This window comes from Ruegeria sp. HKCCA0235A (genome assembly GCF_013033235.1).
Classification (GTDB): Bacteria; Pseudomonadota; Alphaproteobacteria; order Rhodobacterales; family Rhodobacteraceae; genus Ruegeria.
Window position 1 is genome coordinate 18,899 of sequence record NZ_WQDQ01000007.1, and the last position, 25,785, is coordinate 44,683.

The following is a 25,785-nucleotide window of genomic DNA, read 5'->3' on the forward strand; positions in this document are numbered from 1 at the left end:
ACGTCACGTACCGGCTCAGAAAGGCACGACATCTGCGCCTATCTTGTAGCCGATCGTCGGCACCGTATCGATCAATTCCCTGCTTTTGCCCGGCTCCGAAAGCTTCTTCCGTATACGACTGACCAGAACATCAATAGTTCGGTCGGTTCCATCAGTTCGATGCTCCGCCATAGCGTCCAACAGCTGAGCACGGGACATTACACGCCCGTCAGCCTGTACCAATGCTGCAAGGACATCAAACTCCGCACGTGTCAGCTTCGCCGAGCCACCTCCGCGCGCGATGACCGTCCGCCGGCTCAGATCGAGCACCCATTCCCCTACTCGGACACGTTCAACACCCGTCTTTTGGGCAAAGTCTGCACTACTTCGTCTCAAAACGCTGCGGACACGAGCGACTAGCTCTCGCGGGTGGAACGGTTTGGTGATGTAGTCGTCTCCGCCCATCTCAAGCGCCGTGATCTTCTCACTGTCCGCGTCTCTGTGTGTGACGAAGATGATTGGGATCGACGAGCGGGCTCGAAGCCGCCGTGCCAGGACAAGCCCGTCCTCGTCGGGTAGCGAGAGATCAAGAAGCACCAAGCTGAAGTCTACGAACCGAATTTCGGCCTCGGCGGTCGCAACGTCTTCCGCTGCCGTGACGATAAACCCTTCGTTCTGGAGAAGTGCTCTCATTAGTGCGCGAACGGTGGGCTCGTCCTCGACGATCAATATGCGGGTTTTGCGAGACATCTTAAAGACAAAGCGTACCCCAATGGAGACCATAAATCCGCAGAAAAGTTGCCGAATGAGTTATGAACGCAGCTCACAACACCGCTGCGGCTCCCGGATCGAGCGCGTCTGCCTCGGGTGCATTCTAGAAACCACAACGCGCGACGCCTTTCGAATTTCATGCGTTCCAAACGTCTCGAAGGCGTACGCAATCGTGTTTCTGAGCTCTTCGCCAGAATCCTCTGCTTCAAATGAAACCCGCCTCTAGCCAAGAGCGGTCATTCGAGGCGTTTCAATCAACGGCAGGTTTGTTGCGCGACTTTCGAGTCTGAGACCAATGCAGCGAAGGTGCGGTTAAGACGATGCCCCTGAAGCCGCTTGGAAATGACCGCTTCGACGACCTCTGCAGTTGCGCGGCAGGATCGCCACTGCGAATGCGAACGGATGCTGCGTCAGAAACAGCCGCGTGAGCGAAGGGCGGGTCTGTCCCGCAATTTGTGAGTATGATCATTTCCAGTTTTCGCGAATGCAGCGAACGGCGGCAATGCGGGCTGCGACCGCAGCATCGGAGCTGGGAGATGAATGTCTCTTATGGGCCGGGGGTCTTCAACCCAACCGCTTCTTGAACCTCAGAGTTGCCGCCAACAATCCGAATGCCGCAAATCCGATCATCCAGAGAATCCCCCAGCGCAACTCGTAGAGCGAAGCATCTCGAAGAACCACACCGCGAATCATGTCCATGAAGTGCGTCGCAGGTAAAACTTGAGCAATCATTTGGACAGGTTTGGGCATACCGTCGAAGGGGAACATGAAGCCAGACATTAGGATTGAAGGCAGTAGGACAAAGATGGTCATTTGCATCGACTGGAGCTGGTTTTGAGCCAGGGTCGAGATCACCAGCCCAAGCGACAGGCTGGCGATGATGAACAACAAGGTCACTACAAGCAAAGTGCCCAATCCGCCGTTTATCGGGACATCGAACAGGATGTGCCCGAGACCCAGGATGATTGCGACCTGTATCAGGCCCAGAAAGATGTAGGGTATGATCTTGCCGATCATCAGTTCGATCGATTTGATCGGGGTGTTGATCAGCATCTCCATATTGCCCCGCTCGCGTTCGCGGACGATGGCGGCGGAGGTGAACAGGATCATCGTCATGGTTAGGATCACACCGACAAGACCCGGCACGATATTGACCGCCGACCGCTGCTCGGGATTGAAGTAAAGCGTCACCTCGAAGGTGGGCACCTGCCGGTTTGGTGGTTGTTTCAGCAGTTCTGTCAAAGGCATCGTGCGCAGGGATTTGATTGCGCTGGCGACCATGGTGTCCGAACCATCGACGATCCAATGGGCAACGGGCCGACTGCTGGTCTGGTCCGTTGCGTTGGGCAGACCCAAACCGACAGAGGGACTGCGGGCAAGGCGTTGGCTGACATCGGGCGGGATGATCAGCGCGGCGCGCACGCGGGATTCAGTGATCGCGCGTTCGGCTTCTTGCGGGGTTGTTAGTTGTTCGGTGATGGTCACGACCTGCGTGGCTTGAACGATCTGCGCCAATGTGCGGGACAGCTCGGTTCCGGATTGGTCCACCACTGCTACGGGCACATGGCGCAGGTTGGTGTTGATCGCATAGCCGAACAGCAGCAGTTGGATCAGCGGGATCATGATGACCATGGCGAACGTCATCCGGTCTCGCCGTAGTTGCAGCAGTTCTTTCTTCAGTACAGCAACGATGCGGCGTGGCGAGATCACTGTTCTGGCCCCCGTGTGGCGCTGACGAACACGTCTTCCAGATTTGGTCGCTGCGGAGTCAGGGACAGGTCGGGAAACGCAGCAAGTTGGCCGCGCAACATGTCGACCGGCTGAGGTTCGGATTTTTCTACCAGCACACGTAGCCGCGACCCGACTTGCGCGGTCGACAGGATCTTGGGCTGGCCGTCCAACGCGTGTTTGACCTTGCGCAGGTCTGGGCCTTCAACTTCGACAACATCGGCCTGCAGATCGTCCATCAACTGACTCGGAGACCCGTCTGCCTTTTTCACCCCGTGTTGCAGGATCGCCAACCGGTGACAGCGCTCGGCCTCGTCCATGAAATGTGTCGAGACGATCATCGTCGCGCCCTGATCGACCAGATCGAACAGCTGTTCCCAGAATGTGCGACGGGTTTCGGGGTCAACGGCAGAGGTCGGTTCATCCAGAAACAGCAGCTTTGGTCGGTGCATGACGGTCGCCGCAAGCGCCAGTTTCTGTCGCTGTCCGCCACTCATGCTACCGCTTAGCTGATGCACATTGGTTGTCAGGTCATAGGTGTTTAGCAACTCGTCGATCCGGTTTGCCGCCGATTTGGCTGGAATGCCATAGATTTCCGCTGCGAACCGGAGGTTTTCCAGTACGGTCAGATCGCGGTAATACGAGAATATCTGGGTCATGTACCCGATCTCATCTTTTAACGGCTCAGCCGCGTCGGGCATTGACCGGCCCAAAACCGAGATCGCCCCACTGCTGGGGGTGAGCAAGCCGGTCAGCATGCGCATGGTCGTGGTCTTGCCGCAACCGTTGGGACCGAGAAACCCGTAAATCTGGCCCGTTCTGATTTCAAGGTCCAGATTGTTGACGGCGGTGTTTTCCCCGAAGCGGCGGGTCAGACCCTGCGTCGAGACGACGATATCACTCATGGCATTGTGACCTGCACTGGTACACCGGCGGGCAAGTCAGGTGTTGCAGTGGGCAGGTCAATCTCAGCCAAATAGACAAGGCGCGTGCGGTCGTCTTTGTTCAATCCGAAATAGGGGGTGAAGGACGCGTCGTCGCTGATCCAGCGGATCACGCCATCCAATGGATCGGCCAGCCCGTCAACGCGCACTTCCAGCGAATCGCCGGGTCTCAGATTGACGCGATGTGGCTCGGGAATGTAGACGCGCGCATAGGGGATTTGGCCCGTGACCATCACGGCCACCGGGCTACCGGATGTTACTCGTTCACCCAAATTCCACGGCAGGGAATCCAACACGCCGTTGCGGGTGGCCGTGACAGTCAAATTATCCAGTACAGTCTGTTCGGCGGCGATCGAGGCTTCTGCTGCCCGCACATTGGCTTCGGCAACCGCAAGGTCTTCGGGGCGGGTGCCGTTTTGCAGCTCTTTCAGGGATTGTTGAGCGCTGGCCAACTCAGCCCGCGCGGAATCGCGCAGGGCCAGATCATTTGCCACCTGAGCCTCGGTCACGACCGAGTTCTCGACCAGTCTGGCGTTTCGGTCATAGATAGCCTCGGCATCGGCAAGACGTGCAACAGCGCCCGCGACTTTGGCTTCGGCTATCGCAATCTCCTCCTCTCGCGGCCCCACCTGCAGTTTCAGAAGCGTGGCCTGGGCCTTTTCCAGTTCCGCCTGCGCCAGTGCTAACTTTGCGCTTTGCAATGTTGGATCAAGCTGAACCAGCGTGTCACCTGCCTTTACCACGGCTCCCTCTGCAACCGGTAAATCGACGACAATTTCGCTGGCTGTCGCGGTCAAGGCCACACGATCTCGTGCCAAAACGCCCAAGGCGACGCTGGTATCGGACCCAGAGCACCGGTCCAGAATGGCGGGCAGCACAGCGGCCAAAATCAGGGGTATGGGAATCGTCATATTCAGCAAGGTTACCCTCCGGTTGCTGGCCGCTATTCAGATGGGCCGGTTATTGAACCATACAATCAGGAAATTCGATTTGTATATATCGCCCTGTAGAAACGTCACGCAGGCAGGTGCGCCAGTCTTCGAACTTTTTCTCGATAAGGCGGGGATTGTCTTCCTGCAGGAAATGCACGCCACTGCCGATATCCACCACTTCGAGATTCTGGATGTTCTGGCGGCAACATTCGACGTCGTTCCAGCCAATAATTCCGCTGGGCGTAGCGTGAGCAACGTACTAAAAGCTCACTTTGTCCCGCGAACTGCGTGTTTATACGCATCGGGGTTTTGCGCACGCAGCGAACGGCAGGTTTTATGGCTGCGACTGCAGCGCCAAGGCAGTAGGTTGAATGTCGACTCTGGACCGTCCGTTATAAGAAAGGGAAAAGATGGACGACTTTTACGCCGCCCGCACCAAGATCATCCCGCCGCTACCGTGGTCGACTTTCTCACCGCCGTTCTCACCCAATGCCGAGGACATCATCGCTGGCGTAACCTCGATAAGTCAGAAAGAGCTGGAGGCCGGCGCAAAACGAAACACCGAGATCATCGCGCGTGTCCTAGAGCCGTATTCGAGCGCGATTGAAAGCTGTGACCTGACTGTTGATCAGTACGCGGACTTCATCCAGCGTTCTTCAACAGCGGCCAAGTACAGCGCAAAGAACAAGAAACACTTGATAGAATTGCTGTCCGCTTTGCGAATGTCGGCGTTGAAAGTAACCAGCAGCGTTTAGACGGGCTCGGCCCCAAGCAGACCTCGAACAGAAAACTGAAATTCTGCGTTAGCAGCCCACACAGGACCTTCACCGAACACACAAATTGCCGGAGCCGCGCCCGCATTCCAGTCATTTCAGTCATTCGTTACAAGAGCGAAATCCGACAAGAGTTCGCCGTTCGGGACCGCGCAAGAAAACCGACAAATGGCCCCTAGTTGTAAATGTCGACTTCATCTCGACATTCCGAGTCTGTTGTCGAAATTGACCATCCTGCGAAATATTGAAAACGCTCACAAAGAGCTCTTTCATTGAGTCAGAACGACGAAGGAGTGCAGGCGCTGATCACTTTGCATGGCGTATCGCCGGCATTCCGAAACCTGTGTGGCAATATGCTTGAGAAGTAGTACGCGTCCCCGGGACCCAGAACCCTGGACTGCCCATCTACCGTTACTTCAAGACGGCCCTCTATCACAACCGCACATTCCTCTCCTTCATGCGACAGTTCAGATCGACCCGAGTCGGCACCGACATCGTACTCTTCTATGAGCATCTGGAGCTTTCTGTCTCGGCGCTCACCTGCGACAAGCAAATAGGAGACTCCGGGTGATCCTAGGTCGCGCATTCTTTCGTGCGGGTAAAAAAACGACTCCTCGTTTTGCAATTCAAAACTGAAGAAGAAGCCCAAATTGACGTCTACTGAGGCAAGAATCTTCTTTAGCAAAGCCACAGAAGGTTGGGTCGAACCGCTTTCGATTTGAGAAATCGTCCCGCTACCCACTCCCGCGCGTTTGGCCATTTCACGTTGACTGAGGCCTTTGGTCGTCCGAATCAACTTTAGACGACGGGCTGTTTCGAGATCTGATGACAAAACCGTTACTCTAGTGCTTTCTTGCTTTGGATCGAAAGCATTCTAGGGGTGCAATGATTTTTTTCAATAACTTACAGATTAAAACAAAACCGGATGTGCGGAAGATCTGAACTCTGCAAGGATTTGTCATCAAATGAAAATCTGTTTCACGAGGAATGAACGTGCTCGATCAACCCAACACAATGTCATCGTTCTGGATGCCGTTTTCGGCCAATCGTGATTTCCTTCGCGAGCCCCGAATGATCCAAGCGGCCGAGGGGATGTATTACACCAGTTCTGATGGCCGGAAGGTCATGGATGGTACCGCCGGACTGTGGTGCGTCAACGCAGGTCACCGTGATCCGCTGATCGTTGCAGCCGTGCAGAAGCAGGTGCACGAGTTGGATTATGCACCAAACTTCCAGTTCTCCCACCCTCAGGCATTTGAGTTGTCGGCAAAGCTGACAGCGATGATGCCCGAGGGGATGAGCCACGCTTTCTTCACCAATTCTGGCTCCGAGTCTGTCGATACGGCGCTCAAGATCGCGCTGCATTACCACCGCATGCGCGGGGATGGGGCGCGCACGCGTTTGATCGGGCGTGAGCGTGGTTACCACGGGACCGGCTTCGGTGGCATTTCGGTCGGCGGCATCGTGAAGAACCGGATGCATTTCGGAACGCTCCTTACAGGAGTGGATCATTTGCGCCACACGCATGATCCAGAGAAAAATGCCTTTTCCCGCGGCTGCCCGGAACACGGCGCTGAACTGGCGGATGATCTGGAACGGTTGGTCGCGCTTCACGATGCATCGACCATTGCGGCAGTGATCGTTGAGCCGATGGCCGGGTCCACCGGTGTGCTTCTGCCGCCGAAAGGATACCTGCAGCGGCTACGCGAAATCTGTGACCGTCATGGCATTCTGCTGATTTTCGACGAGGTCATCACCGCCTTTGGTCGTTTGGGGGCCGCGACAGCATCCGAGTATTTCGATGTGAAGCCGGACATCATCACGACGGCAAAAGGACTGACCAACGGTGTCATCCCGATGGGTGCGGTCGTCGTTTCAGACAAGATCTATGCATCGGCTATGGAAAACGCAGATGCGCCGATCGAGCTGTTCCACGGCTATACCTATTCCGCCAACCCTGTGTCCTGCGCCGCTGCGCTGGCTACGCTGGAAAGCTACAAACAGAACGATCTGTTCCGCCGCGCTGCGTTGCTGTCGGGGCCTTGGGAGGATCAGCTTCACAGCCTCAGGGATCTGCCGAATGTCATCGATATTCGCAATCTGGGACTGGTGGGCGCGGTCGAGCTGGCACCACGAGAGGGCGCACCGGGTGCACGGGGCTATGATGCGATGAAACGGGCCTGGGACGCGGGAATAATGATCCGTGTCACAGGTGACATCATCGCCTTGTCGCCACCACTAATCATCTCGGAGCCCGAAATAACGACACTTTGTCAAACACTTGGAGAGGTATTGGTTGACTTGCCATAACCCCTGACTTCTAACCCCAAAAAGGACTGACATCATGAAAGATGCATCCCCGATCGCTTTGATCGGCCACTACTTTAATGGCCAAATCACTGCTCCTTCCGGTGAGAATACTCAGCCGGTTTTCAATCCCGCAACCGGAACGCAAACCGGCGAGGTGTCGCTGGCGACTGTACAGACAGTGAACGACGCAGTGGCCGCCGCCAAAGCAGCGTTCCCAAAGTGGTCGAACACTCCGCCGATCCGCCGTGCCCGCCTGATGAACAACTTTCTGGCTCTGGTGCGCGAGCATAAGGACGATCTGGCACGTGCCATCACGGTTGAGCATGGCAAGGTGTTCACCGACGCGCAGGGTGAAGTTGAGCGCGGCATTGATATCATCGAGTTTGCCTGCGGCATTCCGCAACTCCTCAAGGGCGATTACACGGAGCAGGTCTCCACTGGCATGGACAACTGGACAACGCGTCAGGCGTTGGGCGTTGTCGCCGGGGTCACTCCCTTCAACTTCCCGGTCATGGTGCCGATGTGGATGTTCCCGATCGCCATCGCCGCAGGCAATACCTTTATCCTGAAGCCGTCTCCGACCGATCCGTCGGCCTCTCTGCTGTACGCGGATCTGATGCAGAAAGCCGGTTTCCCCGACGGAGTGTTCAACGTGGTTCAGGGTGACAAGGTTGCCGTGGATGCGTTGCTGGAGAACGACGACGTCAAAGCCGTGTCCTTCGTCGGCTCGACGCCAATTGCGAACTACATCTACGAGGTCGGTGCGCGCCACGGCAAGCGCGTTCAGGCTCTGGGCGGCGCGAAGAACCATATGCTGGTGATGCCGGATGCCGACATGAACAAAGCCGCCGACGCCCTGATCGGCGCGGCCTATGGTTCGGCCGGAGAGCGTTGCATGGCCATCTCGGTTGCCCTGCTGGTTGACGATGCCGCCGACAAGCTGATGCCGGTTCTGAAAGAACGTGCCGAAACCCTGAAGGTCAAAAACGGCCTCGAACTGGACGCCGAGATGGGCCCGATTGTCACGGCCGCTGCGCGGGACCGGATCAAAGGGTACATCGACTCCGGCGTCGCAGAAGGTGCGGACCTGCTGGTCGATGGCCGAGACTATACCGTCGAAGGGCACGAGGAAGGCTATTTCCTTGGCGGTACCCTGTTCGACAACGTCACGCCTGACATGAAGATCTACAAGGAAGAGATCTTTGGCCCGGTCCTGTCCTGTGTCCGCGTTTCGAGTTTTGCTGAAGGTCTGCAACTGATCAACGACCACGAGTTCGGCAACGGCGTGTCGTTGTTCACCCGTGACGGCAACGTTGCGCGTGAGTTCGGCAAGCAGGTTCAGGTCGGCATGGTCGGTGTAAATGTTCCGATCCCGGTTCCCATGGCCTGGCACGGCTTTGGCGGCTGGAAGAAGAGCCTGTTCGGCGACATGCACGCCTATGGCGAAGAGGGCGTTCGTTTCTACACCAAGCAGAAATCCATCATGCAGCGCTGGCCCGAAAGCATCTCGGAAGGTGCCGAATTCGTCATGCCGACGGCAAAATGATCATCCGATCCAAGGAGTGAAGAACATGTTCATTGGTGTTCCCAAGGAAATCAAGAACCACGAATACCGTGTTGGCCTGACCCCTGAAAGCGTCGCCGAACTGGTTTCTCATGGTCACAACGTCATCGTCGAGACCAACGCCGGCACAGGCATTGGGGCTGATGATGATGCCTATCGTGCCGCTGGCGCGGAGATTGCCGAAACCGCAGCGGATATCTTTGCCAATGCGGAGATGATTGTGAAGGTGAAGGAACCTCAGGCTGTTGAACGCGCTATGCTGCGGGAAGGTCAGATCCTTTACACCTATCTGCATCTGGCCCCCGACCCGGAACAGACCAAAGATCTGGTCGACTCGGGCGCTGTCTGCATCGCTTATGAAACCGTCACCGACGACAATGGCGGTCTGCCCCTGCTGAAACCGATGAGCCAAGTTGCCGGTCGCATGTCGATCCAGGCCGGTGCCGGTGCGTTGGAGAAAGCAAAGGGAGGCCTGGGCGTGCTGCTGGGCGGTGTGCCTGGTGTGAAACCAGGCAAGGTCGTGATCATCGGTGGCGGTGTTGTTGGGTTCAATGCAGCTCAGATGGCCGTCGGCTTGCACGCGGACGTGACCATTCTGGACCGCAATCCGGCAGTTCTTGAGAAATTGGAGAACCATTTCGAGGCGTCGGCCAAGGTTGTCTATTCGACCAAAGCCGCATTGGAGGAAGAAGTCACCAATGCCGATTTGGTTGTTGGTGCGGTTCTGATCCCGGGTGCTGCTGCTCCCAAGCTGGTCACACGCGAACTGATCTCAAAAATGAAACCCGGTGCGGTCGTCGTGGACGTGGCGATTGACCAGGGCGGCTGCTTTGAAACGTCCAAAGCCACCACTCACGCCGAGCCCACATATGTTGTCGACGATGTTGTTCACTACTGTGTCGCCAACATGCCGGGCGCAGTCGCCCGAACGTCAACCTACGCGCTCAACAACGTCACGCTGCCGCACGCTCTGGCTATTGCCAACAATGGTTGGAAGCAGGCGCTTGCGGACAACCGTCATCTTATGAACGGCCTGAACGTGGCCCACGGCAAGGTGACGTACAAGGCTGTGGCCGATGATCTCGGATACGAGTTCGTCGCCCCGGAACTTTGCTGAATTGAAGCAAAGAATTGTCCCGTCGCGCGAAATGCGGCGGGACGCACACCACTGAGGAGGAAACCTTAATGATTACGAAGATTAACCGCCGCGCCCTCGGCGCGATGGGTGGCGCTGTTTTGCTTGCTGCAACCACACTCTCAACAGCAGCCGCAGCGGAAGACATTACACTGCGCTTTGCCGGCGTGTTCCCGATTGACCATCAGGGCACGAAAATGATGGAGCAGGTCGCAGCGGATGTCGCGGCAGCAGACGTTGGCCTGAAGATCGAAGTATTCCCGGCAAACCAACTGGGTTCGGGTGAGGCGCTGTTCGAAGATGTTGCACGCGGCAATATCGACCTGGCATCGGCGTTCATCTATGCCGATACCGATCCACGCCTGGAATTCCTGTCAATGCCGTTCCTGCTGGGCGGCTGGGATGACATGGAAAGCACGCTTCTCAACATGGATTCCGAGTTTAACACCATCCTGCAAGAGATCACCGACGAATACGGTGTGCGGGTAATGGCGCAGAACCCCGAAGGGTTCATCGGCATCGTTTCGTCGCAAGAACCTGAAAACTGGAACACCTTTGACGACAAGGGCATGAACATTCGCGTCTGGTCGTCCAGCGTCGTGAAATCAATGGTTGAAGAACTAGGGTATCAAGCGACAACCATGGCATGGGGCGACATTTTCCCCGCACTTCAGGCCGGCATTGTCGATGGAGCAATCTGCTGCACCAAGACCGCGACCTATTCCATCTTCGCCAAATCAGATGTTGGCACCCACTTTGTCGAGTACAACTCAATCTCAGAACTGACGACTTTCTACGCGTCGCAGCGGACACTCGACAAGCTGAACGACGAACAGCGCGCCACGCTTCAGGCCGCGATGACAAAGGCGTCCGAAGACTTCTTTGCCTACAATCGTGAAAATGACGAAGTGTTCGGCCAGAAATTGCTCGACAAAGGCTATACCATCCTGCGCCTGAGCGACGAAGAACAAGCTGCGATGGCCGCGCATGTCCAGGAAACGGTCTGGCCCGCGATGGCACAAAACGTCGGTCAGGACATCATCGACCGCCTGCTGGCAGCAAAAGAACAGCAATAAACACTGAGATGAAGGGCCAGCTAATCAGTTGGCCCTTTTTTCGTCTCTAGCTCAACAAAGGGAGGGAGAAAGATGTCTAGCACTGAAGCAGAGCGTCCGTTGGTCGTCGAAAGCGCGGAAAAGAAGAGCTCGCAAAAAATCACCGATGAGCTGCCAGTTGTTATTGGGTATCCGCTGAAAGCAGTGGCTTTTGCCATGAGGCAGATCGTTATGTTTGCCGGTTTCCTGATGGCGTTCACATTTGGGGCAGTTGTTGTCATCCGGTATGGATTTGGCGGTGATCTGTTTGCCTACGAAGAATGGCTTTTGGGCATTAGCATCATCGGCTTTTTTGCAGGTGCTGTTCTGGCCTCTGCCCGCAACCTGCACATCAACGCGGACATTCTTGGCATTGTGATCCAAAACCCTCGGTTGATTTGGTGGCGCGGCTTTGTCGTGCTGACCGTCGAGATCCTGGTGATCCTGTTCCTCATGTACGCCTGCTATGTCTCGCTGCTTGATGACTTCTCATTCCCCCGGCTGCGCGCAACCCCGGTGCTGCGCATTCCGTTTGTGACCTGGCGGATTGCGATCATGATTGCCTTTGGCTTCATGGCAATGTTCACGGCGGCATATTTGTACGTGCATATCCGCAAGGGGCTCGGGCTTCCCCTGAGATCAGAAATGCAAAAAGGAGAAACCCAATGATCATCGGAGGAAGTCTCCTTATCGTCTGCTTTATGCTGCTGTTGGGCGTCAGCGTTTATGTAGCATTCGGATCGGTTTTGATTTTCATCGCCCTTGTCGGAGATCAATCCATCACCGGCTACTTGCCCACCGGCTCTACAGGTATCCGCTCACTTGTACTTCTGGCGATCCCACTCTTCATGATCGCCGGAGGCATCATGGAGAAAGGTAAAATCGCGGCCCCTCTTGTCTCTCTGGCTGAAATGTTCATTGGCCATATCAAAGGAGGACTGAGCGCGGCTGGGGTGTTGGCCTGCGGTGTGTTCGGCTCCATTTCCGGCAGTGCAAACGCAACGCTGACCTGCATAGGCGGCATCATGATGCCCCATCTGAAAAAGGCCAACTATCCGGGTGGGCAATCTGCGGCTTTGATCGTCGCGGCCAGCCCCTTGGGTCTGTTGATCCCACCGAGTTCGTCGCACATCCTTTATGGTTGGGTTGCACAGCAGCATGTACTAAAGTGCTTCTTGTCCACCGTCATTCCGGCGATCATCCTGATCACCCTTTTGATCGTCGTAAATCAGTTCCTGCTTCGGAAGTATGACGACATAAACCTGACGGAACGTCCTAAACCATTTCTGCCGACATTCGGAGTACAGGCGCGCCTGGCCGGGCCTGCGCTTATGATGCCACTGATCATTCTGGGCGGAATCTATGGCGGCATAATGACGCCAACCGAGGCTGCGGGTATCGCAGTGGTCTACTCGATCCCGATCGCGATCTACTTCTACCGTGGACTGACCTGGAAAACACTGGCTCAGACAATCCAGAATTCCGGTGTTACGATTGGCGTGGTCATGGTCATGATCTTCATGGTTCTGATCGTGTCAGACAACCTGATCTCACAGGGTGCACCTCAGTTGGCCAAAGATCTGGTTTATTCCGTTTCGGACAATCCAGTTGTGATCCTTCTGATGATCAACGTCGTGATGATCCTGATCGGAATGCTCATGGATGATATCTCCGGTCTGCTTTTGGCAACACCAATCCTACTGCCCATCGCGCAGAGCACCGGCATGGATCCTATCCATTTCGCGGCCGTGATTGGCGTAAACTTAGGTATGGCGAACATCACCCCTCCGACTGCACCTCTGCTCTATCTTGGTGCGCAGGTCTGTGATGAACCGGTTTCGCGCATGCTGTGGCCGACTTTGATCTTCATAGTCTTTGCCTGGCTCCCAACGCTGATGTTGACAACTTTTGTACCAGAGTTGGCCCTGTTCCTGCCGGACCTCCTGCTCAGCAAATAATGGGCGGAAAGCGCCAACGCACAAGACAAAATGCACGCACCCCATTCCAATGAGTGGGGTGCCAGAGCGCTCTCTCAACGATGACGTGGGAGAGACTAGTTCGCAGCAGAAATCCTAAACCTAAAAATAGAGGTCTGAAATGTACAAAAACATCCTAGTCGCGCTGTCTCTGGAACACGGCATCAGTGAACACGCAATGTCGGCGGCGCATGCTCTAGTATCCGAAGGCGGAAAAATCACTGCCGCGCACATCCATGAGCCCCCAAACAGACAGATAATGTACTATATGGATGAAGGGATCGCAGAAAAATCTCTCCAAAAAGCAAAGGCGCGTTTAGCCGAGCGCTTAAAAAACGAAACCGAGGTTTCCTCTGTCTTGATCGAGAGCCAATCGGCTGGGCGGGCTATCACCGAATACGCCAACAAACATGGCATCGACTGTATCGTCCTTGCTTCGCATAAACCTGGGATGAAAGAATTCTTTTTGGGTTCAACAGCCGCTCTCGTCGTTCGACACGCTCAGTGTTCGGTGCATGTACTCCGAGTGTGACGCTGGCGCCTGCAACATGCCAGTAACTTTGCCCTGTGAATTCTGCGGTGATAAGCAGGTCTCACCGCGACCAAGGTCTGCTTTGCCGTCTACAAGAATTTCACTTTGCGGCATTTAAGAGGTAGGGCTCGCAGCCGACCTCGGCGGCAACGCGGCATCCTGTGATATCCTCTCTCGTCAACGTCGGGTTGTCGTTGTGGGCGGGCATGGCGGATCGGAGGATCAGTTATGGAAACACCAAACTTACCTGCCATTCGCGCTCTTCGCCCAGCTTGGAACAAGGGACGCATCGTCGGTCAGAAACGGCCGTTGAAACCCAAACACGTCTGGGCAATTCGAGTAAGGTTAGAACTCGCAGAAAACCATCGCGACCTCGCTCTCTTCAATATGGCCATCGACAGTAAGTTGCGCGGCTGTGACTTGGTGAAAATGAAAGTCGTAGACATCATGGCTTCTGGTCAGATCAAGGCGCGGGCTTCGGTGTTACAAAGCAAAACTCAGAAGCCTGTCCGCTTCGAGATTTCTGAAGGAACTCGAAGCTCAGTCGAGAGGTGGATGGAAGACGAGCTCATGGTCGGGTCTGAATACCTTTGGCCAGGACGTTTCCATGAGCGTTTACACATTTCAACGCGCCAGTATGCGCGGATCGTGCGTGATTGGGTCACGTCTATAGGTTTGGAAGCAAGCGCTTATGGCACACATTCAATGCGGCGGACCAAGGTCACCCAAATTTACAAAAAGACGGGCAATCTGCGTGCGGTGCAGCTCCTACTCGGGCACACGAAGATGGACAGTACTGTTCGGTATCTCGGTGTTGAACTTGAGGATGCACTTGCAATAGCAGAGGCCATTGAAATCTGAATACTGCGGGTCGCTCTCGCGGGCGGCCCATAGCCGACCTTCATGGTGGTTCTGTGAATCTGCGGCCGCAACCCGCATAGCCGCCTTTCGCCGCGACTGCTCGAATTCGATAGTGACCAAGGTCTCAAGTGCAAACCAAGCAGACATTTTGTTGATGGAGCCATTTGCAATGGCTCCAAGCTTCCCTTAAACGAAACTTACCAGTCCACTGTCTTTTGTGGCGTATACTGCGGCGTCAGTTCGGGATCGAAGGACGTGTCAAAATCACGGTAGAAACTGCTCACTGACCGATGCGGATAATCTTCGATCAGCAGCATGTGTTCCTGAATCATCTTGGTGATGCCCGGGCCCGCCCAAATTCCGTTTTGCGCCTCATTTGGGAACCGCTCGGCGGGATCATGATACAAATTGAAAACCTCGTAGAAATGAAAGTTGGGATTCCTCGGCTTCAGGTTCAGTTTGACCTGATCCTTGCGCACCGCCTCCAAGTTTTGGCGATTGTAGTGGAAGACATAGTCGCGACGCCCGTTGCCCTCTCCAAGCAGGAACAAACCAGATTGGTCGACACCGTCGATCACCCGGTCGCCGGGCACCTCCGAGAGCACGCCACCGATGCTTGCCCATGTGGTAAAGAAGTCCGTGATCTGGACGATGTCGAGCGGGTCTTGCCCCGGCTCGATCATGCCGGGCCACCACGCGATCGCCGGCACGCGGATGCCGCCTTCCCGCGTTTCCCCCTTGCCTCCTTGGAGTAAGGAGTAACCGCCGTGCGGGTGCACCGTGTACATGGGTCCATTGTCCGAACTCCAAACCACCAAGGTGTTCTCTGCGATCCCAAGATCGACCAGCGTTTTCAGAACGCGCCCGACATTGTAGTCATGTTCCACCATTTGAGCTGCGGTATTGGTTTCAGCAGGTGTGTCGCGAAAACCCGGGTGAGCGCCCCAGAAATGATTACCCTTGCCCCAGAAGTTCACAAAGAACGGCTGATCCGTGTTGGCGCGGCGCGTGATGAACTCGATGACGTTATCCGCGACCTCCGTGTCGTAAGTATTGTACCTTTCCATTGAGTATTCATAGACAGGTTCCGGCTCCTCGCCTTTCTTTGCCCGCATGACGCTGCCGGTGTCATAGGGAAATCCCTCAGGGCCGGGCGAGTGCATCAAAGCGCGCTGTGTGAATCCGCCAATATCGTCATCTTTGGAAGCGTTCTTGTTGTTAACCCACCAAGGAGGATTTCCTTCCGACCATTCCGCCTCGTCGAAACCTTGTTCTGTCGGATGGTTGCCGTCGTCGTCGCCCAGATGCCACTTGCCGAAAAAACCAGTGTAGTAACCCGCGTCCGACAGCAACTCGGCGATTGTCACCTCATCACTGTGCAAACCAGTTCCGCTCTCGCCCGGTAGCGTGATGTTATAGACGCCGTTTCGGATGGGATGACGCCCGGTCAGAACCGCGCCACGCGACGGCGAGCATTCGACCTCCGAATAGAAGGACAGAAACTTCATGCCCTCTTCCGCCATACGGTCCAGGCTGGCTGTTGGCGCTCCACGAATTTTGCCGCCGCCATACACGCCAAGTTCTGTGTACCCGACGTCGTCGGCCATGATGTAGACAATGTTGGGTTTCTTTCCGAACCGCGCTTCGAGAGCCACCAGCTTTTCGCGCACAGTGGCGTCATCGTCAGCCCAGGCGAGACCGAATTCCTGCTCCATCCGGACAAACTCTGCGTCATGGACGATTTGATCTGCCGCCATCGCCGCAAAGGCCGCGCCACTTATCGCTATCGACAAGCCCAAAGCAGTCTGGGTTTTGTTTCGAATGATCCACATCGTGCAATCTCTCCTTCAATCGTTGTCTCGTATTTCAACGGCCTCTATTCGCCGCTGGAGTTCTTCGATCAATTCCGAAACGATGGAGGTGGCGGGTTCGTCTTTTGAAACTTCGTCAAACCCGTACGATCCGGCAATCTCTTCCAAATCGTCGAAGACTTCACCAATGCGACTGTCGAACTGACGGCTCTTCACATACTTTACAAAAAGTCCTGGGTTATATCGTTCAAGAAAGGTCACGTGCCTCCAAATCGTCTGGTTGGACACGCTCAGACTTGCGGGTAAAATATCCGTCAGGGAAGTAACTTACCCTAAAATCGCCAGTAAGCTCACGCACTATCTGTTTGAAAATATGACCGAAACCAAAGGAAACAGCACCTGCCGCGACAAGAGCGGAAACGACCTCAGTGTCGAAGAAAAACGTGCTGCTGTGGCTTCGGTGGTGGAAAGTCGGATATTCGCGAACTCGCCGCGTCTCAAGGAATTCCTGATTTACGTGACGGAGAAATCTCTGTCCGAGGAGGGGGCGGACCTCAGCGCCAAGTCCATAGGGTTCCATCTCTACGGACGGGATACCGTCGACGAGACAAACTCCGCTAACTTCGTTCGCGTTGAGGCGGGACGGTTGAGAAGGTCATTAGATGACTACTACGACAGCGATGGCCGAGCGGACGCGGTTCGCGTTCACATACGCAAAGGCGGCTACGCACCCACATTCGAGCGTCACGTCGTTTCAGCGCAATCTCCGGCCGCCGACGGCACAGCCAGACCACTTCTCAGTGGAGGTCCGAAAAAACTTCGCTTAGTGCTTGTTGCGTGCGTACTGCTGGCGGTAATCGCACTCGGGGTTTTTGAGGTGCTCCGTCCCGGTCCGCGTCCGGACGATGCCGAACTCGCGGCCCGCGTCGAGCGTCAGGCGCTCATGGAGCAATCGCCTGCGGCATTGGAAGCCGCCAATATGGCCTTGCAGGCCAGAGGTCTAATCTATCCTATTTTCGACGCGCATCGACAAATGTTGACCACGGAATTGTTCCGCGCCGCGATTGAGATCGATCCGAACTCCGCGTTGCCCTATGCGGGGGCGGCCCAAACTCTCGGCTCGCTTGCGCTTCTGTCAATCGCTGGCGACAGGCACGACAATTTTCTGGCTGAAGCCCGCGAAATGCGCGATCGGGCGTTAGAACTCGACGCGGATCACGAATGGGTGCAATCAGCAGCAGGCTGGGTGGCGTTTGTGGAACGCGATTTCGAAAGTGCCATGAGGTATTCCGAACGCGCACTGTCGCTCGCACCTGAAAATGGCAACGTGCTGGACTTCTATGGCGTTGTCGCAGTCGCGTCTGGAGAGTTCGAAAAAGGATTACAAGCAGGCGACCGTGATCGCCCAAGAGAAGGTGAAAACACGCGTTTTGCGTACTTGAACATACTGGGAGCGGCATATTTTCATCTTGGCCTATACCACGAAGCAATCTCTGCATTTGAAGAGGGTAACGCAAGTGGTGGTCCGGTTTCCGCTCTTGGGGTCGTGTACTTGGCCGCTGCTTACTCCTCCGTCGGTAGGGAGCAGGACGGGCGCCGCATGATCGATCAAATCGAAAAAAGTTGGCCGGGGTTTCCAATAGAAGAGTTTTTGACGCGACTTCATCGCGAGCCAGACACAGCGCGACAGTTGGTCAAAAAGCTGCGCTCTGTCGGATGGGCGGAGTAGCTTTGGCAAATTGCCAAGCGAACCACCCAGGCGTAGGCTTGAAGGGGGTCGACAAGAATGACCACTCTCGGCTCGTTTCAGATCTCCAAGGCAGCGCGGCATCTCTCGGCCATGACACATTGGCCTCGCCGCTGGCGGCCCTTAGCCGACATTGGGTGTGATGTTCGGATGCTGCGTTAGCAGCTCACTTAGCTGACATTCGTCCACGGTGCAGCATTTCAATTGGAACCCAAGTCAGCACCGCAGACCTAAGTGGCAATCCACTATTGAAACGTGGATCAGCCTTTGGTTGACTGAAACACCAGCGGCTACGCATTTTAATGGGTTCGCAAATTAACCCAAAATCGGATTTCTCAATGACAGGCACCGAAAGCGACGGCCAAACATATTCAGCTCCCATAATCGATACAAACCCGAAGATAGCAAATCTGGCACTTTCTTGGCGCACCCCGCGATATAGTGCCGAGGATGGGCTCGGCCCCATGGGTAGTATGCATGAAGCGGGCTCGTCGCTTGTTGCGATCAGCAAAGAAACCCCAGCAGGCACCACCGTCATCGGAAGCGGTGTAATGGTTGCCCGAGGACTGTTGCTGACGGCCACTCATGTTTTGGATGAGTTCAGAGGGTTAGGGTTTGGTCCGGTGTGTATGAGCTTTTTACCTAAGGGCCCTCGCGTATGGTTGCCATACGCGTCAACAACAGTGAGCGGCCAGAGCAAATATGATCCTAACCATAGCGTCGTCTCTGACATTTCCCTTGTTAGCTGCACCCTAAACTCGGATGCCATACCGGAGGAACCGCTCATGCTGACGCCCATGCGAGTGGCATTGCCGCTCATCAGGCAACGCCTCTGGGCCTTTGGTTTCCGTCATCAGGCCATTTCGGAAAATATCCCGTTAGTCACGCACTTTGTATCTTCAGGTCGCGTGTCAGGGGCGTTTCCCTATGGGCGCGGCGAGCGCATGCCTTCGCCTTGCATCGAAGTAGACATGGACACACTCGGCGGAATGAGCGGTGGGCCGGTTGTGAATGATAAGGGCGAATTGATTGGAATCGTGTCATCATCCTGGGAAGGCGGGCCTTCCTATGTCACGTTAATCTGGGACGTGCTTAGAACAACAGTTGATACACCACCGGGTCTATTTGAACGCTTTGAAGAAATCAGCTTGATAGGCGCGTCAAAGCTGCGGGCCGCGCGGGTTTTGGGCGAAGTTCAAAATAAGCCTTGGGGGGATGTGATTATTAAATTCTCCGAGGAAGAGAGCGACCTTTTTGAGCAATCGAAATCCTATTTTGCCAATGATGAAGCGCTTCCGAAGGACCCGCACAGGTTCACTTCAGCCAAAGTGGAAGGTTTTGCAGAGAGGTATGATGAACAACTTGAAGAATTCGTCGAGCAGGCAGCTGAAGCCGAACTCTTGGCACTTCCACTTGCAGCATGTTTGTCCTTCCTTAAAGCAGGCGACGTTCCGGCACGCTTTCTAGATAGTATTTCGCAGGTCACGGCGGAGGTGTTGGAGGGGATCGAGGACTTTGAAATTATTTCCATCCGTGACGAGGGCAGCGGTTTCCTGAAATTGCGCTGCTATTTTCATCTTCGCACCGTTGCATGGACTGCCTCTATGCCCCAGCGGGCCTATGAAACACTCGACAATTCGTTCAGCGATAGATTTATGTTGGCGCAGGGGCATGCAGACAATGTCGATTTGGAGCTTATACAACGATGCGTGTTTCAGGCAGAAATGAACTTTAAGCTTGCCACCGAAGCATTCAGTTCATTCAATCTCATTTGGCTTGGGGTGCGTCATCGGAAAAAATAGTAGTAAAGGGCAGTCCATAGCGCCGCAAACGAACGGTATCCGCCGCCTGCTCTACGTTCTGATGCGGCCCACAGCCGACATTCGGTATCTCTCAGATTTCACCTATCGGCTTCCCGAAAGCTGCCGTTCGTTCAAAACGCAGAAATTTCAATGAGCGGATGGCCGTGAGGCAAACAAACCTGCCATCGTTGAGAAGCGCTGTTAAGCAAACTCGATTGCTTTCAGAGGCCCGACTAACGTTTCTGCAACCATGTGTTTTCGCGATTTTTAGGACATGTAAATATAGATGACACCGGATGTACAAACCGCCCGCCGCATAGCTCAAGATCATTGCGCTGCATGGACAAACCAGGCGCCTGGCGCTGTTGCCGGAAGATATGCTGAACTTGCAATCATGATAATGAACGGTGGCGACCCAATGAGGAGCCGGACGGAGATTGGCGACATGGCGGCGGGTTTTATGGCTGACTTCCCTGACCTCGTTCTTAACCTCGACATGGTTCTCGTCGCCGATCACCACATGGTTTATGCGTGGACTTTCGAAGGCCATCATAAAGAGACTGGTAACCATGTTCGTTTCTCGGGCTGGGAAGAATGGGACTTAGACGACAACCTGAACGTCACCAAATCGCTCGGTTGGTATGATGGTGTGGATTACGAACGCCAAGTTGCGGGAACATGACCATATCCGGCGCCAATTCGCGCACTGTACGCACAGTCATATACGGCAAGTCAGACCCACATGAGGCGTTGTGAGCGCCTCCAATGGATCGCATGGGTTATTCAAAACGCAGACACCTGCGATGAAATAGATGTTTGGGAAAACAAACGAAAAGGCCAAAGAAGCGTTCTCCTCTGGTATCAGGAAGATTTCCTCGTCGTCTTGAGGGTGAGAAACGGATACTACCTGCTAAAGTCAGGATACTGCATCGAGTATGAGAGCGCCCGGCGAAAAAAGCGCAAAGAGAGAGATGCCTATTTCCAGCGCATCACTTAAAACGGCAAAGGCCGTCGCACAAAGTGCAACGGCCCTCGTTTCTCTTTCCACACTTGGTAGATGAGATGACTGATATATGTGCTATGAGCGTGTGAATGTCAAGTTAACGCTCCGCTCCAACCAGAAGTCGGTAAAGGCAAACGGTCTCTTCTTCTGACTTCGCCAGAATGCAGTCATGCACGACCCAACCGGCGATTCACAAGTGCTGAATGTTAGTCCATAATGATTTGCAGTCCCGGTGCAGTCCCGGGCAATCAACCAATGAGGTGCAGAAAGGGCTAAACCGTCAACGCATTGCTTTTCTTGAAGAAAAGTGGTGCCCGGGGGCGGAATCGAACCACCGACACGAGGATTTTCAATCCACTGCTCTACCCCTGAGCTACCCGGGCACGGGAACGACGTTCGTCGTTGGGTGGGGGCCTTCTATGACTTGCTACCAGCGGTGTCCAGAGGCTTTTTTACATTTTTTCAATGTGGTCGCTTTGGCGTGAAGTCCTGCGTGTCATCCTCGACTTCAAGGTCCTCTTCGCGCTGCGACGGAACCGAGTAGGACCCGTTCAGCCATTTGGCCAAATCAATGTCCGCACACCGCCTGGAACAAAACGGACGAAACTTCTGCTCGGTCTCGCCTCCGCAAATCGGGCAGCTCATTTCAGGATCTCCATCACAGGAACTCGACCACGCTTTCGCTGCAACTCAAAGTGGCCCAGCGGGGTCCAGCCTGCAAGAATCGTCTCGTCCGGGTCTGATCTGAACGCGGCACGCAAAGCGGATTCAAACCCGCGGCGATCCTTCTTTGGCATGGGCGCGAGGTCCAGCGTAATCTGACCAGCCAGCCCACGTACGCGCAAAGCACGGGGCAGCATCTTGGCGCAGGCGAAATTGGCCTTGGTGCCCGCCGCGAGCGAGGTGTCCGCTCCGGTGTTCACATCCACGGCGACCAATGCGCGTGTGGGTTCGATGTAAAGATACCCTCCGCCCGGTAAAGGCTCGGACGCTCCACGCATCGTATCCAGCGCATCCAGAACGCCGTGGGTTTCGAACCCGCCCGCCTGGGTCACGACTTCGGCCGGGTCGGTCCAGTCGCGCCAGGCAAGGATATGGGGGCTGTCACCCTCGCTGAGAAGTTCAGGCTCGGTCCCGTCGTCATTCATCACCTGCTCGGCCTGCGTCAACATGGCCGAGATGTCTTCCGAGATCTCTTCGGCATCCGCACCAGCGCAGCAGGAGCGCAGGATCAATCCATAGGCGCTGTCACCCATCTGCTCGTGCGCGATTTCAAGCAGTTGATCTCGTGTGTCCTCGTCCTTGATACTGCGCGAAATGTTCAGGCCCGGAGCGTCCGGCGTGACAATCGCATAGCGGCTTTTGAAGAGGATGCGATGGCTCACCGGGATGGCTTTGCCGGGCTCAGCAAACCCGCTGACCTGTACCAACAACAGGGCGCCGGGACCCAAGCCCTTGACTTGTCGCAAGAACGCAGGGCCATCTGGCGTGGTCAGGAACATTCCGCCCTGCCCCTTGACCGGGCGGTCAGCCCGGGCGCGGTAGATGGTGCCGGGCGCAGGGGCGTCCGCGGCGATCAGGAAGTCATCCAGCTTGCCGTCGACCATCAGCGCAGCCGCTTCGCGGCCTTGGATGTGGTCCAGAACAATGGTGCGACCTTTCATGATGCCTCTCGATACAGTGGATAGCCGATGCCTTGCAGCAAGGCTGCGGTCTCGGACAGGGGCAGGCCGACGATGCCGGTAAACGACCCAGAAATCCATGGAATGAAAGCCCCTGCGGGACCCTGAATGGCATAGGCGCCTGCCTTGCCGCGCCAGTCTCCGGTCGCCAGATAGGCGTTGATCTCGACGTCCGACAGGCGTTTGACCTTGACCTGCGAGACAACATCACGTTGCAGCACACGATCTCCGCGCCGGACCGCAACCGAGGTGATCACGCGGTGACGGCGACCGGACAGAGCATGCAGAAATTCCGCTGCCTGCCCCGCATCCTCGGGCTTTCCCAGAATCCGGCGCCCCAAGGCCACGGTGGTATCTGCGCAGAGGGTAACGTCGTCTCTATCCGATTGAACCGCCTGCACTTTTTGGCGCGTGATACGGTGACAATACGGAACCGGAAGCTCGCCCTTCAAGGGCGTTTCGTCGATGTCAGGAGGGCAAATGGCATCGGGCTGCACGCCAAGCTGGGCCAGCAGGTCCAGCCGTCTTGGGCTGCCCGATCCGAGAATAAACGCCATTGCGGCAGGCGTTACTTGAAGCGATAGTTGATCCGACCCTTGGTCAGATCATATGGGGTCATCTCGACCTGAACCTTGTCGCCGGCCAGAACACGGATGCGGTTCTTGCGCATCTTGCCTGCCGTATGTGCGATGATCTCATGGCCGTTTTCCAGCTCGACCCGAAACGTCGCATTAGGCAGGAGTTCCTTCACGACACCGGGAAATTCGAGCGTATCTTCCTTGGCCATGTTGTCTCCATCATTACGTTGCACCCGCAGAATCTGCGGGGGTGTGCGCTTAAATGAGCCTATTTCGGCCTTATTTCAAGGGCGGAATCACCTAAAGAGCGGATATTGTGACCGATTCGACTCGGGCGGCCTGTTCCTCCCAATGGGTTCGGTTCAGCACGTGACCGTCTGCGCGAACCTCAGCGATGGCTGACAGATCGACATCCGCATAGGTCCAGCCCGGCTGATTCAAAGTGCCTTCGGCCAGCACACCGGTGGCCGGAAACCCCTTGTCGGGCGGGCCAAAGACGCCTCCGGTCCCGGTGTTCATATCCACCGCCTCGGACCATTCGTTGTTCCCGACCAGCGAGGCCATGACTGTAACGCATTGATTTTCCAAAGCTCTTGACATTGCGCCAATCCGCACGCGCCAGTAACCCGAAAGCGCTTCGGTACAGGATGGCGCAAGGATTAGGTCTGCCTCGCTCAGTGCGCGGCCCAGCAACGGAAACTCGCTATCGTAACAGATCAACACACCGATCTTGCCCAGCGCGGTGTCGAACAGCTTGAGCGGACCGCCGGGGGCGATGTCCCAATCCTCGCGTTCGAACCGGGTCATAATCTGTTTGTCCTGATGGTCGAAACTGCCATCCGGCGCGTAGAAGGCGGCGCGGTTCACCGGACGCCCGGTTCCATCAACAACCGGCGCGGACGCACCCAGAATGTAGGTATTGTACGTCTTGGCGAGGCGGATGTGCAGGTTTTGTACATCCTCCATCCGGTCGGACACGGCCCGGATCGACCGCTCCAGATCGCCGGCAACCTCGGCCCCGTCCAGGGTCGACAGCTCCATCGCGCCGTATTCGGGAAAGACCAACAATTCGGCCCCCTGCCTTGCGGCCTGGGACACCCACCCCTCAAGCTTGTCTTCGTATTGTGCCCAGCTATCCAACCAGTCGAGATCATAGGCGGCAGTTGCGACTTTCATGGCAGCGTCCCCGTGCGGTCAAATTCGCATGACCTTAGTCGCGGACGCAGACCGGAGTACAGCCCAATTACCCTGCGGTCGTCGGATCGATGATCGTGGTCACTTCGGTGATCGTGTTGGCCGGGAACCCGCTGAGTTCCGCATGCTTGTGGATCGCGTCCTCGCTCTCGGCCAGATAGATGCAAAAGGTCTTGTCACCAGCAACATAGGAATGCTCCCACTGCACGCCGGGTATTTGCGCCAGCGCTTCGTTCGACTTCGCAGACGCGCCGCACAGTTCGTCACCGGACATGGAACCGACACCCGGAAGATCGCGTTCGATAACATAGCGTTTCATGGCAATTCCCCCACAGAAAACCCAACACTACCATGATTCGGGAGTTTTTTCTGCGTTTGGCGTTCAGAGATCCCGGATCCAGAACTGAAGAGGTTTTTTCGATTCGCCTTCTTCGCCGATATCTTTCCACGAAAACTGTGCGATCGCACCGGGCAAAGGCGTGTATCCCCGCGCGCGCCAGAAGGCATCCAGCGGGCGGTAATTGTCGGGCCGCATCGGATGATCTGCCGGGCGTTGCACGCCGCAGAACGCGCATTTGGTGAAACCCAGGCTGCGGGCGTGTGCTTCGCGGGCGTCGAAGAACCTGTGGCCGACACCCTGCCCGCGATAGTCGGGCAACAGCACCGATTCGGCGCAATAGAAGATGTCATGCAGGTCAAGCCCGGTGCCCTCGAAGGCCGCCGCGAAATCTTCGGCGTGGTCGATCAGAGGGGCGCCGGTTGACGCGCCGATCAGACGGTCGTTGTCGAATGCGCCCACCACGATGGCCTTGTCGCTGTCGCGGTAGGATTGCAGGTATTTCCGTTCATATTCCAGGTCGCCATCGTAAAGATACGGCCAGGCGTGAAATACCTTGATCCGCAGCCGGGCAACGTCATCAAGGGCGGCTTCCAGTGCCGCTCCGGTCAGGGGGCGGACGCCGGTGACCTCAGCCATTCGAAACCTGCTTGGTCCAGTCCGCCAGGTTGTAGAAAGTGGTGACGCGGGTGATCTTGCCATCCTTCAGGTCGAAGAACGAACCGGCAGGCAGGCGGTACGTCTGGCCATGCGCATCCGCCAGGCCGTCATCGGTTTCCAGATAGGTTCCGTTGACGATGAATTCGGCTGCTGCGCGGGTGCCGCCTTCGGCTTCGAACACGACGATGTCGGTCAGGTTTTCTTTGTAGCAGCGATTCATGTGCGCGCAGAACGCGGCGAACTTGTCCTTGCCGATGCGGATCTGGCCTTCGTTCACGTGATGGGCCACGTCATCGGACAGGCAAGCCAGCATGGCATCCACGTCACCGGCATTGAAGGCTTCGAAATAGGTTTTGACGGTCTGGTTCATGG

Annotated in this window: 27 protein-coding genes and 1 tRNA gene; 12 read left to right on the top strand and 16 right to left on the bottom strand. The window is 55.9% G+C overall.

The annotated features are described in order from the left end of the window. Positions 1-15: 15 nt before the first annotated feature. The 4 genes from GOW56_RS13030 to GOW56_RS13045 all read right to left on the bottom strand — a co-directional run bounded on the left by GOW56_RS13030 (position 16) and on the right by GOW56_RS13045 (position 4,333). Positions 16-762 carry a response regulator transcription factor gene (locus tag GOW56_RS13030; RefSeq protein WP_171120925.1) on the bottom strand — a complete coding sequence of 249 codons (747 nt, stop codon included), beginning with the start codon at positions 760-762 and terminating at the stop codon, positions 16-18. A 552-nt stretch (positions 763-1,314) separates the two neighbouring features. Beyond that, the gene (locus GOW56_RS13035; protein WP_171120927.1) at positions 1,315-2,460 is read right to left on the bottom strand and encodes an ABC transporter permease; all 1,146 of its coding nucleotides are present in this window, start codon (positions 2,458-2,460) and stop codon (positions 1,315-1,317) included. Beyond that, positions 2,457-3,383: an ABC transporter ATP-binding protein gene (locus tag GOW56_RS13040; protein ID WP_171206162.1), complete on the bottom strand. Its 927-nt coding sequence runs from the start codon at positions 3,381-3,383 to the stop codon at positions 2,457-2,459. The genes GOW56_RS13035 and GOW56_RS13040 overlap by 4 nt, the downstream gene beginning before the upstream one ends. Further along, positions 3,380-4,333 carry an HlyD family secretion protein gene (locus GOW56_RS13045; RefSeq protein WP_254447229.1) on the bottom strand — a complete coding sequence of 318 codons (954 nt, stop codon included), beginning with the start codon at positions 4,331-4,333 and terminating at the stop codon, positions 3,380-3,382. The genes GOW56_RS13040 and GOW56_RS13045 overlap by 4 nt, the downstream gene beginning before the upstream one ends. A 431-nt stretch (positions 4,334-4,764) precedes the next feature. Between GOW56_RS13045 and GOW56_RS13050 the strand changes: the two genes are divergently transcribed. Beyond that, entirely contained in the window at positions 4,765-5,109 is a 345-nt protein-coding gene (locus GOW56_RS13050) for a hypothetical protein (protein ID WP_171206163.1), read from the top strand. Positions 5,110-5,404: 295 nt separating this feature from the next. Here the strand turns inward: GOW56_RS13050 and GOW56_RS13055 are convergent, their stop codons facing one another. Beyond that, complete coding sequence (locus GOW56_RS13055; protein WP_170417168.1) at positions 5,405-5,959, bottom strand: cupin domain-containing protein; 555 nt, start codon at positions 5,957-5,959, stop codon at positions 5,405-5,407. A 155-nt stretch (positions 5,960-6,114) separates the two neighbouring features. On the opposite strand from GOW56_RS13055, the gene GOW56_RS13060 reads away from it, so the two are divergent. From GOW56_RS13060 to GOW56_RS13095, 8 genes are all read left to right on the top strand, one after another. Next, positions 6,115-7,437 (top strand): aspartate aminotransferase family protein, encoded by a 1,323-nt coding sequence (locus GOW56_RS13060; RefSeq protein ID WP_171206164.1) that lies wholly within the window; start codon positions 6,115-6,117, stop codon positions 7,435-7,437. A gap of 34 nt (positions 7,438-7,471) precedes the next feature. Next, positions 7,472-8,983: a CoA-acylating methylmalonate-semialdehyde dehydrogenase gene (locus GOW56_RS13065; protein WP_174831838.1), complete on the top strand. Its 1,512-nt coding sequence runs from the start codon at positions 7,472-7,474 to the stop codon at positions 8,981-8,983. A gap of 25 nt (positions 8,984-9,008) precedes the next feature. Next, positions 9,009-10,118 carry an alanine dehydrogenase gene (ald, locus tag GOW56_RS13070; protein WP_171206165.1) on the top strand — a complete coding sequence of 370 codons (1,110 nt, stop codon included), beginning with the start codon at positions 9,009-9,011 and terminating at the stop codon, positions 10,116-10,118. 104 nt (positions 10,119-10,222) lie between these two features. Then, positions 10,223-11,212, top strand: a complete 990-nt coding sequence (gene dctP, locus GOW56_RS13075; RefSeq protein WP_171206295.1) for a TRAP transporter substrate-binding protein DctP — start codon at positions 10,223-10,225, stop codon at positions 11,210-11,212. A gap of 72 nt (positions 11,213-11,284) precedes the next feature. Further along, positions 11,285-11,899 carry a TRAP transporter small permease gene (locus GOW56_RS13080; RefSeq protein ID WP_254447224.1) on the top strand — a complete coding sequence of 205 codons (615 nt, stop codon included), beginning with the start codon at positions 11,285-11,287 and terminating at the stop codon, positions 11,897-11,899. Further along, the gene (locus GOW56_RS13085; RefSeq protein WP_171168727.1) at positions 11,896-13,188 is read left to right on the top strand and encodes a TRAP transporter large permease; all 1,293 of its coding nucleotides are present in this window, start codon (positions 11,896-11,898) and stop codon (positions 13,186-13,188) included. The genes GOW56_RS13080 and GOW56_RS13085 overlap by 4 nt, the downstream gene beginning before the upstream one ends. Positions 13,189-13,327: 139 nt before the next feature. Beyond that, positions 13,328-13,738, top strand: a complete 411-nt coding sequence (locus GOW56_RS13090) for a universal stress protein (RefSeq protein WP_171120943.1) — start codon at positions 13,328-13,330, stop codon at positions 13,736-13,738. A gap of 228 nt (positions 13,739-13,966) precedes the next feature. Beyond that, a complete protein-coding gene (locus tag GOW56_RS13095) occupies positions 13,967-14,599 on the top strand; it encodes a tyrosine-type recombinase/integrase (RefSeq protein ID WP_171120940.1) in 633 nt (210 codons plus the stop codon). Between the two features lie 197 nt (positions 14,600-14,796). On the opposite strand, the gene GOW56_RS13100 is transcribed toward GOW56_RS13095, so the two are convergent. Then, complete coding sequence (locus GOW56_RS13100) at positions 14,797-16,269, bottom strand: sulfatase-like hydrolase/transferase (protein ID WP_217358822.1); 1,473 nt, start codon at positions 16,267-16,269, stop codon at positions 14,797-14,799. Positions 16,270-16,446: 177 nt separating this feature from the next. Next, positions 16,447-16,671, bottom strand: coding sequence for a hypothetical protein (locus GOW56_RS13105; protein WP_171120937.1), 225 nt, complete (start codon positions 16,669-16,671; stop codon positions 16,447-16,449). 19 nt (positions 16,672-16,690) lie between these two features. Between GOW56_RS13105 and GOW56_RS13110 the strand changes: the two genes are divergently transcribed. From GOW56_RS13110 to GOW56_RS13125, 3 genes are all read left to right on the top strand, one after another. Beyond that, positions 16,691-18,139 carry a tetratricopeptide repeat protein gene (locus GOW56_RS13110; protein WP_171206167.1) on the top strand — a complete coding sequence of 483 codons (1,449 nt, stop codon included), beginning with the start codon at positions 16,691-16,693 and terminating at the stop codon, positions 18,137-18,139. Positions 18,140-18,495: 356 nt separating this feature from the next. Further along, positions 18,496-19,959: a serine protease gene (locus GOW56_RS13120; RefSeq protein WP_217358823.1), complete on the top strand. Its 1,464-nt coding sequence runs from the start codon at positions 18,496-18,498 to the stop codon at positions 19,957-19,959. Positions 19,960-20,245: 286 nt separating this feature from the next. After that, complete coding sequence (locus tag GOW56_RS13125; RefSeq protein ID WP_171206170.1) at positions 20,246-20,641, top strand: nuclear transport factor 2 family protein; 396 nt, start codon at positions 20,246-20,248, stop codon at positions 20,639-20,641. Between the two features lie 629 nt (positions 20,642-21,270). Here the strand turns inward: GOW56_RS13125 and GOW56_RS13130 are convergent. The 9 genes from GOW56_RS13130 to GOW56_RS13170 all read right to left on the bottom strand — a co-directional run bounded on the left by GOW56_RS13130 (position 21,271) and on the right by GOW56_RS13170 (position 25,783). Continuing rightward, a tRNA-Phe gene (locus GOW56_RS13130) sits at positions 21,271-21,345 on the bottom strand. Between the two features lie 79 nt (positions 21,346-21,424). Continuing rightward, positions 21,425-21,607, bottom strand: coding sequence for a DNA gyrase inhibitor YacG (locus GOW56_RS13135; RefSeq protein WP_171168742.1), 183 nt, complete (start codon positions 21,605-21,607; stop codon positions 21,425-21,427). Then, positions 21,604-22,626 carry a ribonuclease E/G gene (locus GOW56_RS13140; RefSeq protein WP_171206171.1) on the bottom strand — a complete coding sequence of 341 codons (1,023 nt, stop codon included), beginning with the start codon at positions 22,624-22,626 and terminating at the stop codon, positions 21,604-21,606. Before GOW56_RS13140 ends, GOW56_RS13135 begins: the two co-directional genes overlap by 4 nt. After that, positions 22,623-23,201, bottom strand: coding sequence for a nucleoside triphosphate pyrophosphatase (locus tag GOW56_RS13145; protein ID WP_171118515.1), 579 nt, complete (start codon positions 23,199-23,201; stop codon positions 22,623-22,625). The genes GOW56_RS13140 and GOW56_RS13145 overlap by 4 nt, the downstream gene beginning before the upstream one ends. A gap of 11 nt (positions 23,202-23,212) precedes the next feature. Then, positions 23,213-23,431 carry a translation initiation factor IF-1 gene (gene infA, locus GOW56_RS13150; protein ID WP_005978431.1) on the bottom strand — a complete coding sequence of 73 codons (219 nt, stop codon included), beginning with the start codon at positions 23,429-23,431 and terminating at the stop codon, positions 23,213-23,215. 91 nt (positions 23,432-23,522) lie between these two features. After that, on the bottom strand, positions 23,523-24,398 hold the full coding sequence (locus GOW56_RS13155) for a carbon-nitrogen hydrolase family protein (protein ID WP_171206172.1): 876 nt from the start codon (positions 24,396-24,398) through the stop codon (positions 23,523-23,525). 67 nt (positions 24,399-24,465) lie between these two features. After that, positions 24,466-24,735: a DUF4242 domain-containing protein gene (locus GOW56_RS13160; RefSeq protein WP_152458857.1), complete on the bottom strand. Its 270-nt coding sequence runs from the start codon at positions 24,733-24,735 to the stop codon at positions 24,466-24,468. A gap of 63 nt (positions 24,736-24,798) precedes the next feature. After that, positions 24,799-25,392 carry a GNAT family N-acetyltransferase gene (locus tag GOW56_RS13165; RefSeq protein WP_171206173.1) on the bottom strand — a complete coding sequence of 198 codons (594 nt, stop codon included), beginning with the start codon at positions 25,390-25,392 and terminating at the stop codon, positions 24,799-24,801. Beyond that, positions 25,385-25,783: a ketosteroid isomerase-related protein gene (locus GOW56_RS13170; RefSeq protein WP_171168752.1), complete on the bottom strand. Its 399-nt coding sequence runs from the start codon at positions 25,781-25,783 to the stop codon at positions 25,385-25,387. Before GOW56_RS13170 ends, GOW56_RS13165 begins: the two co-directional genes overlap by 8 nt. Between the last annotated feature and the right edge of the window lie 2 nt (positions 25,784-25,785).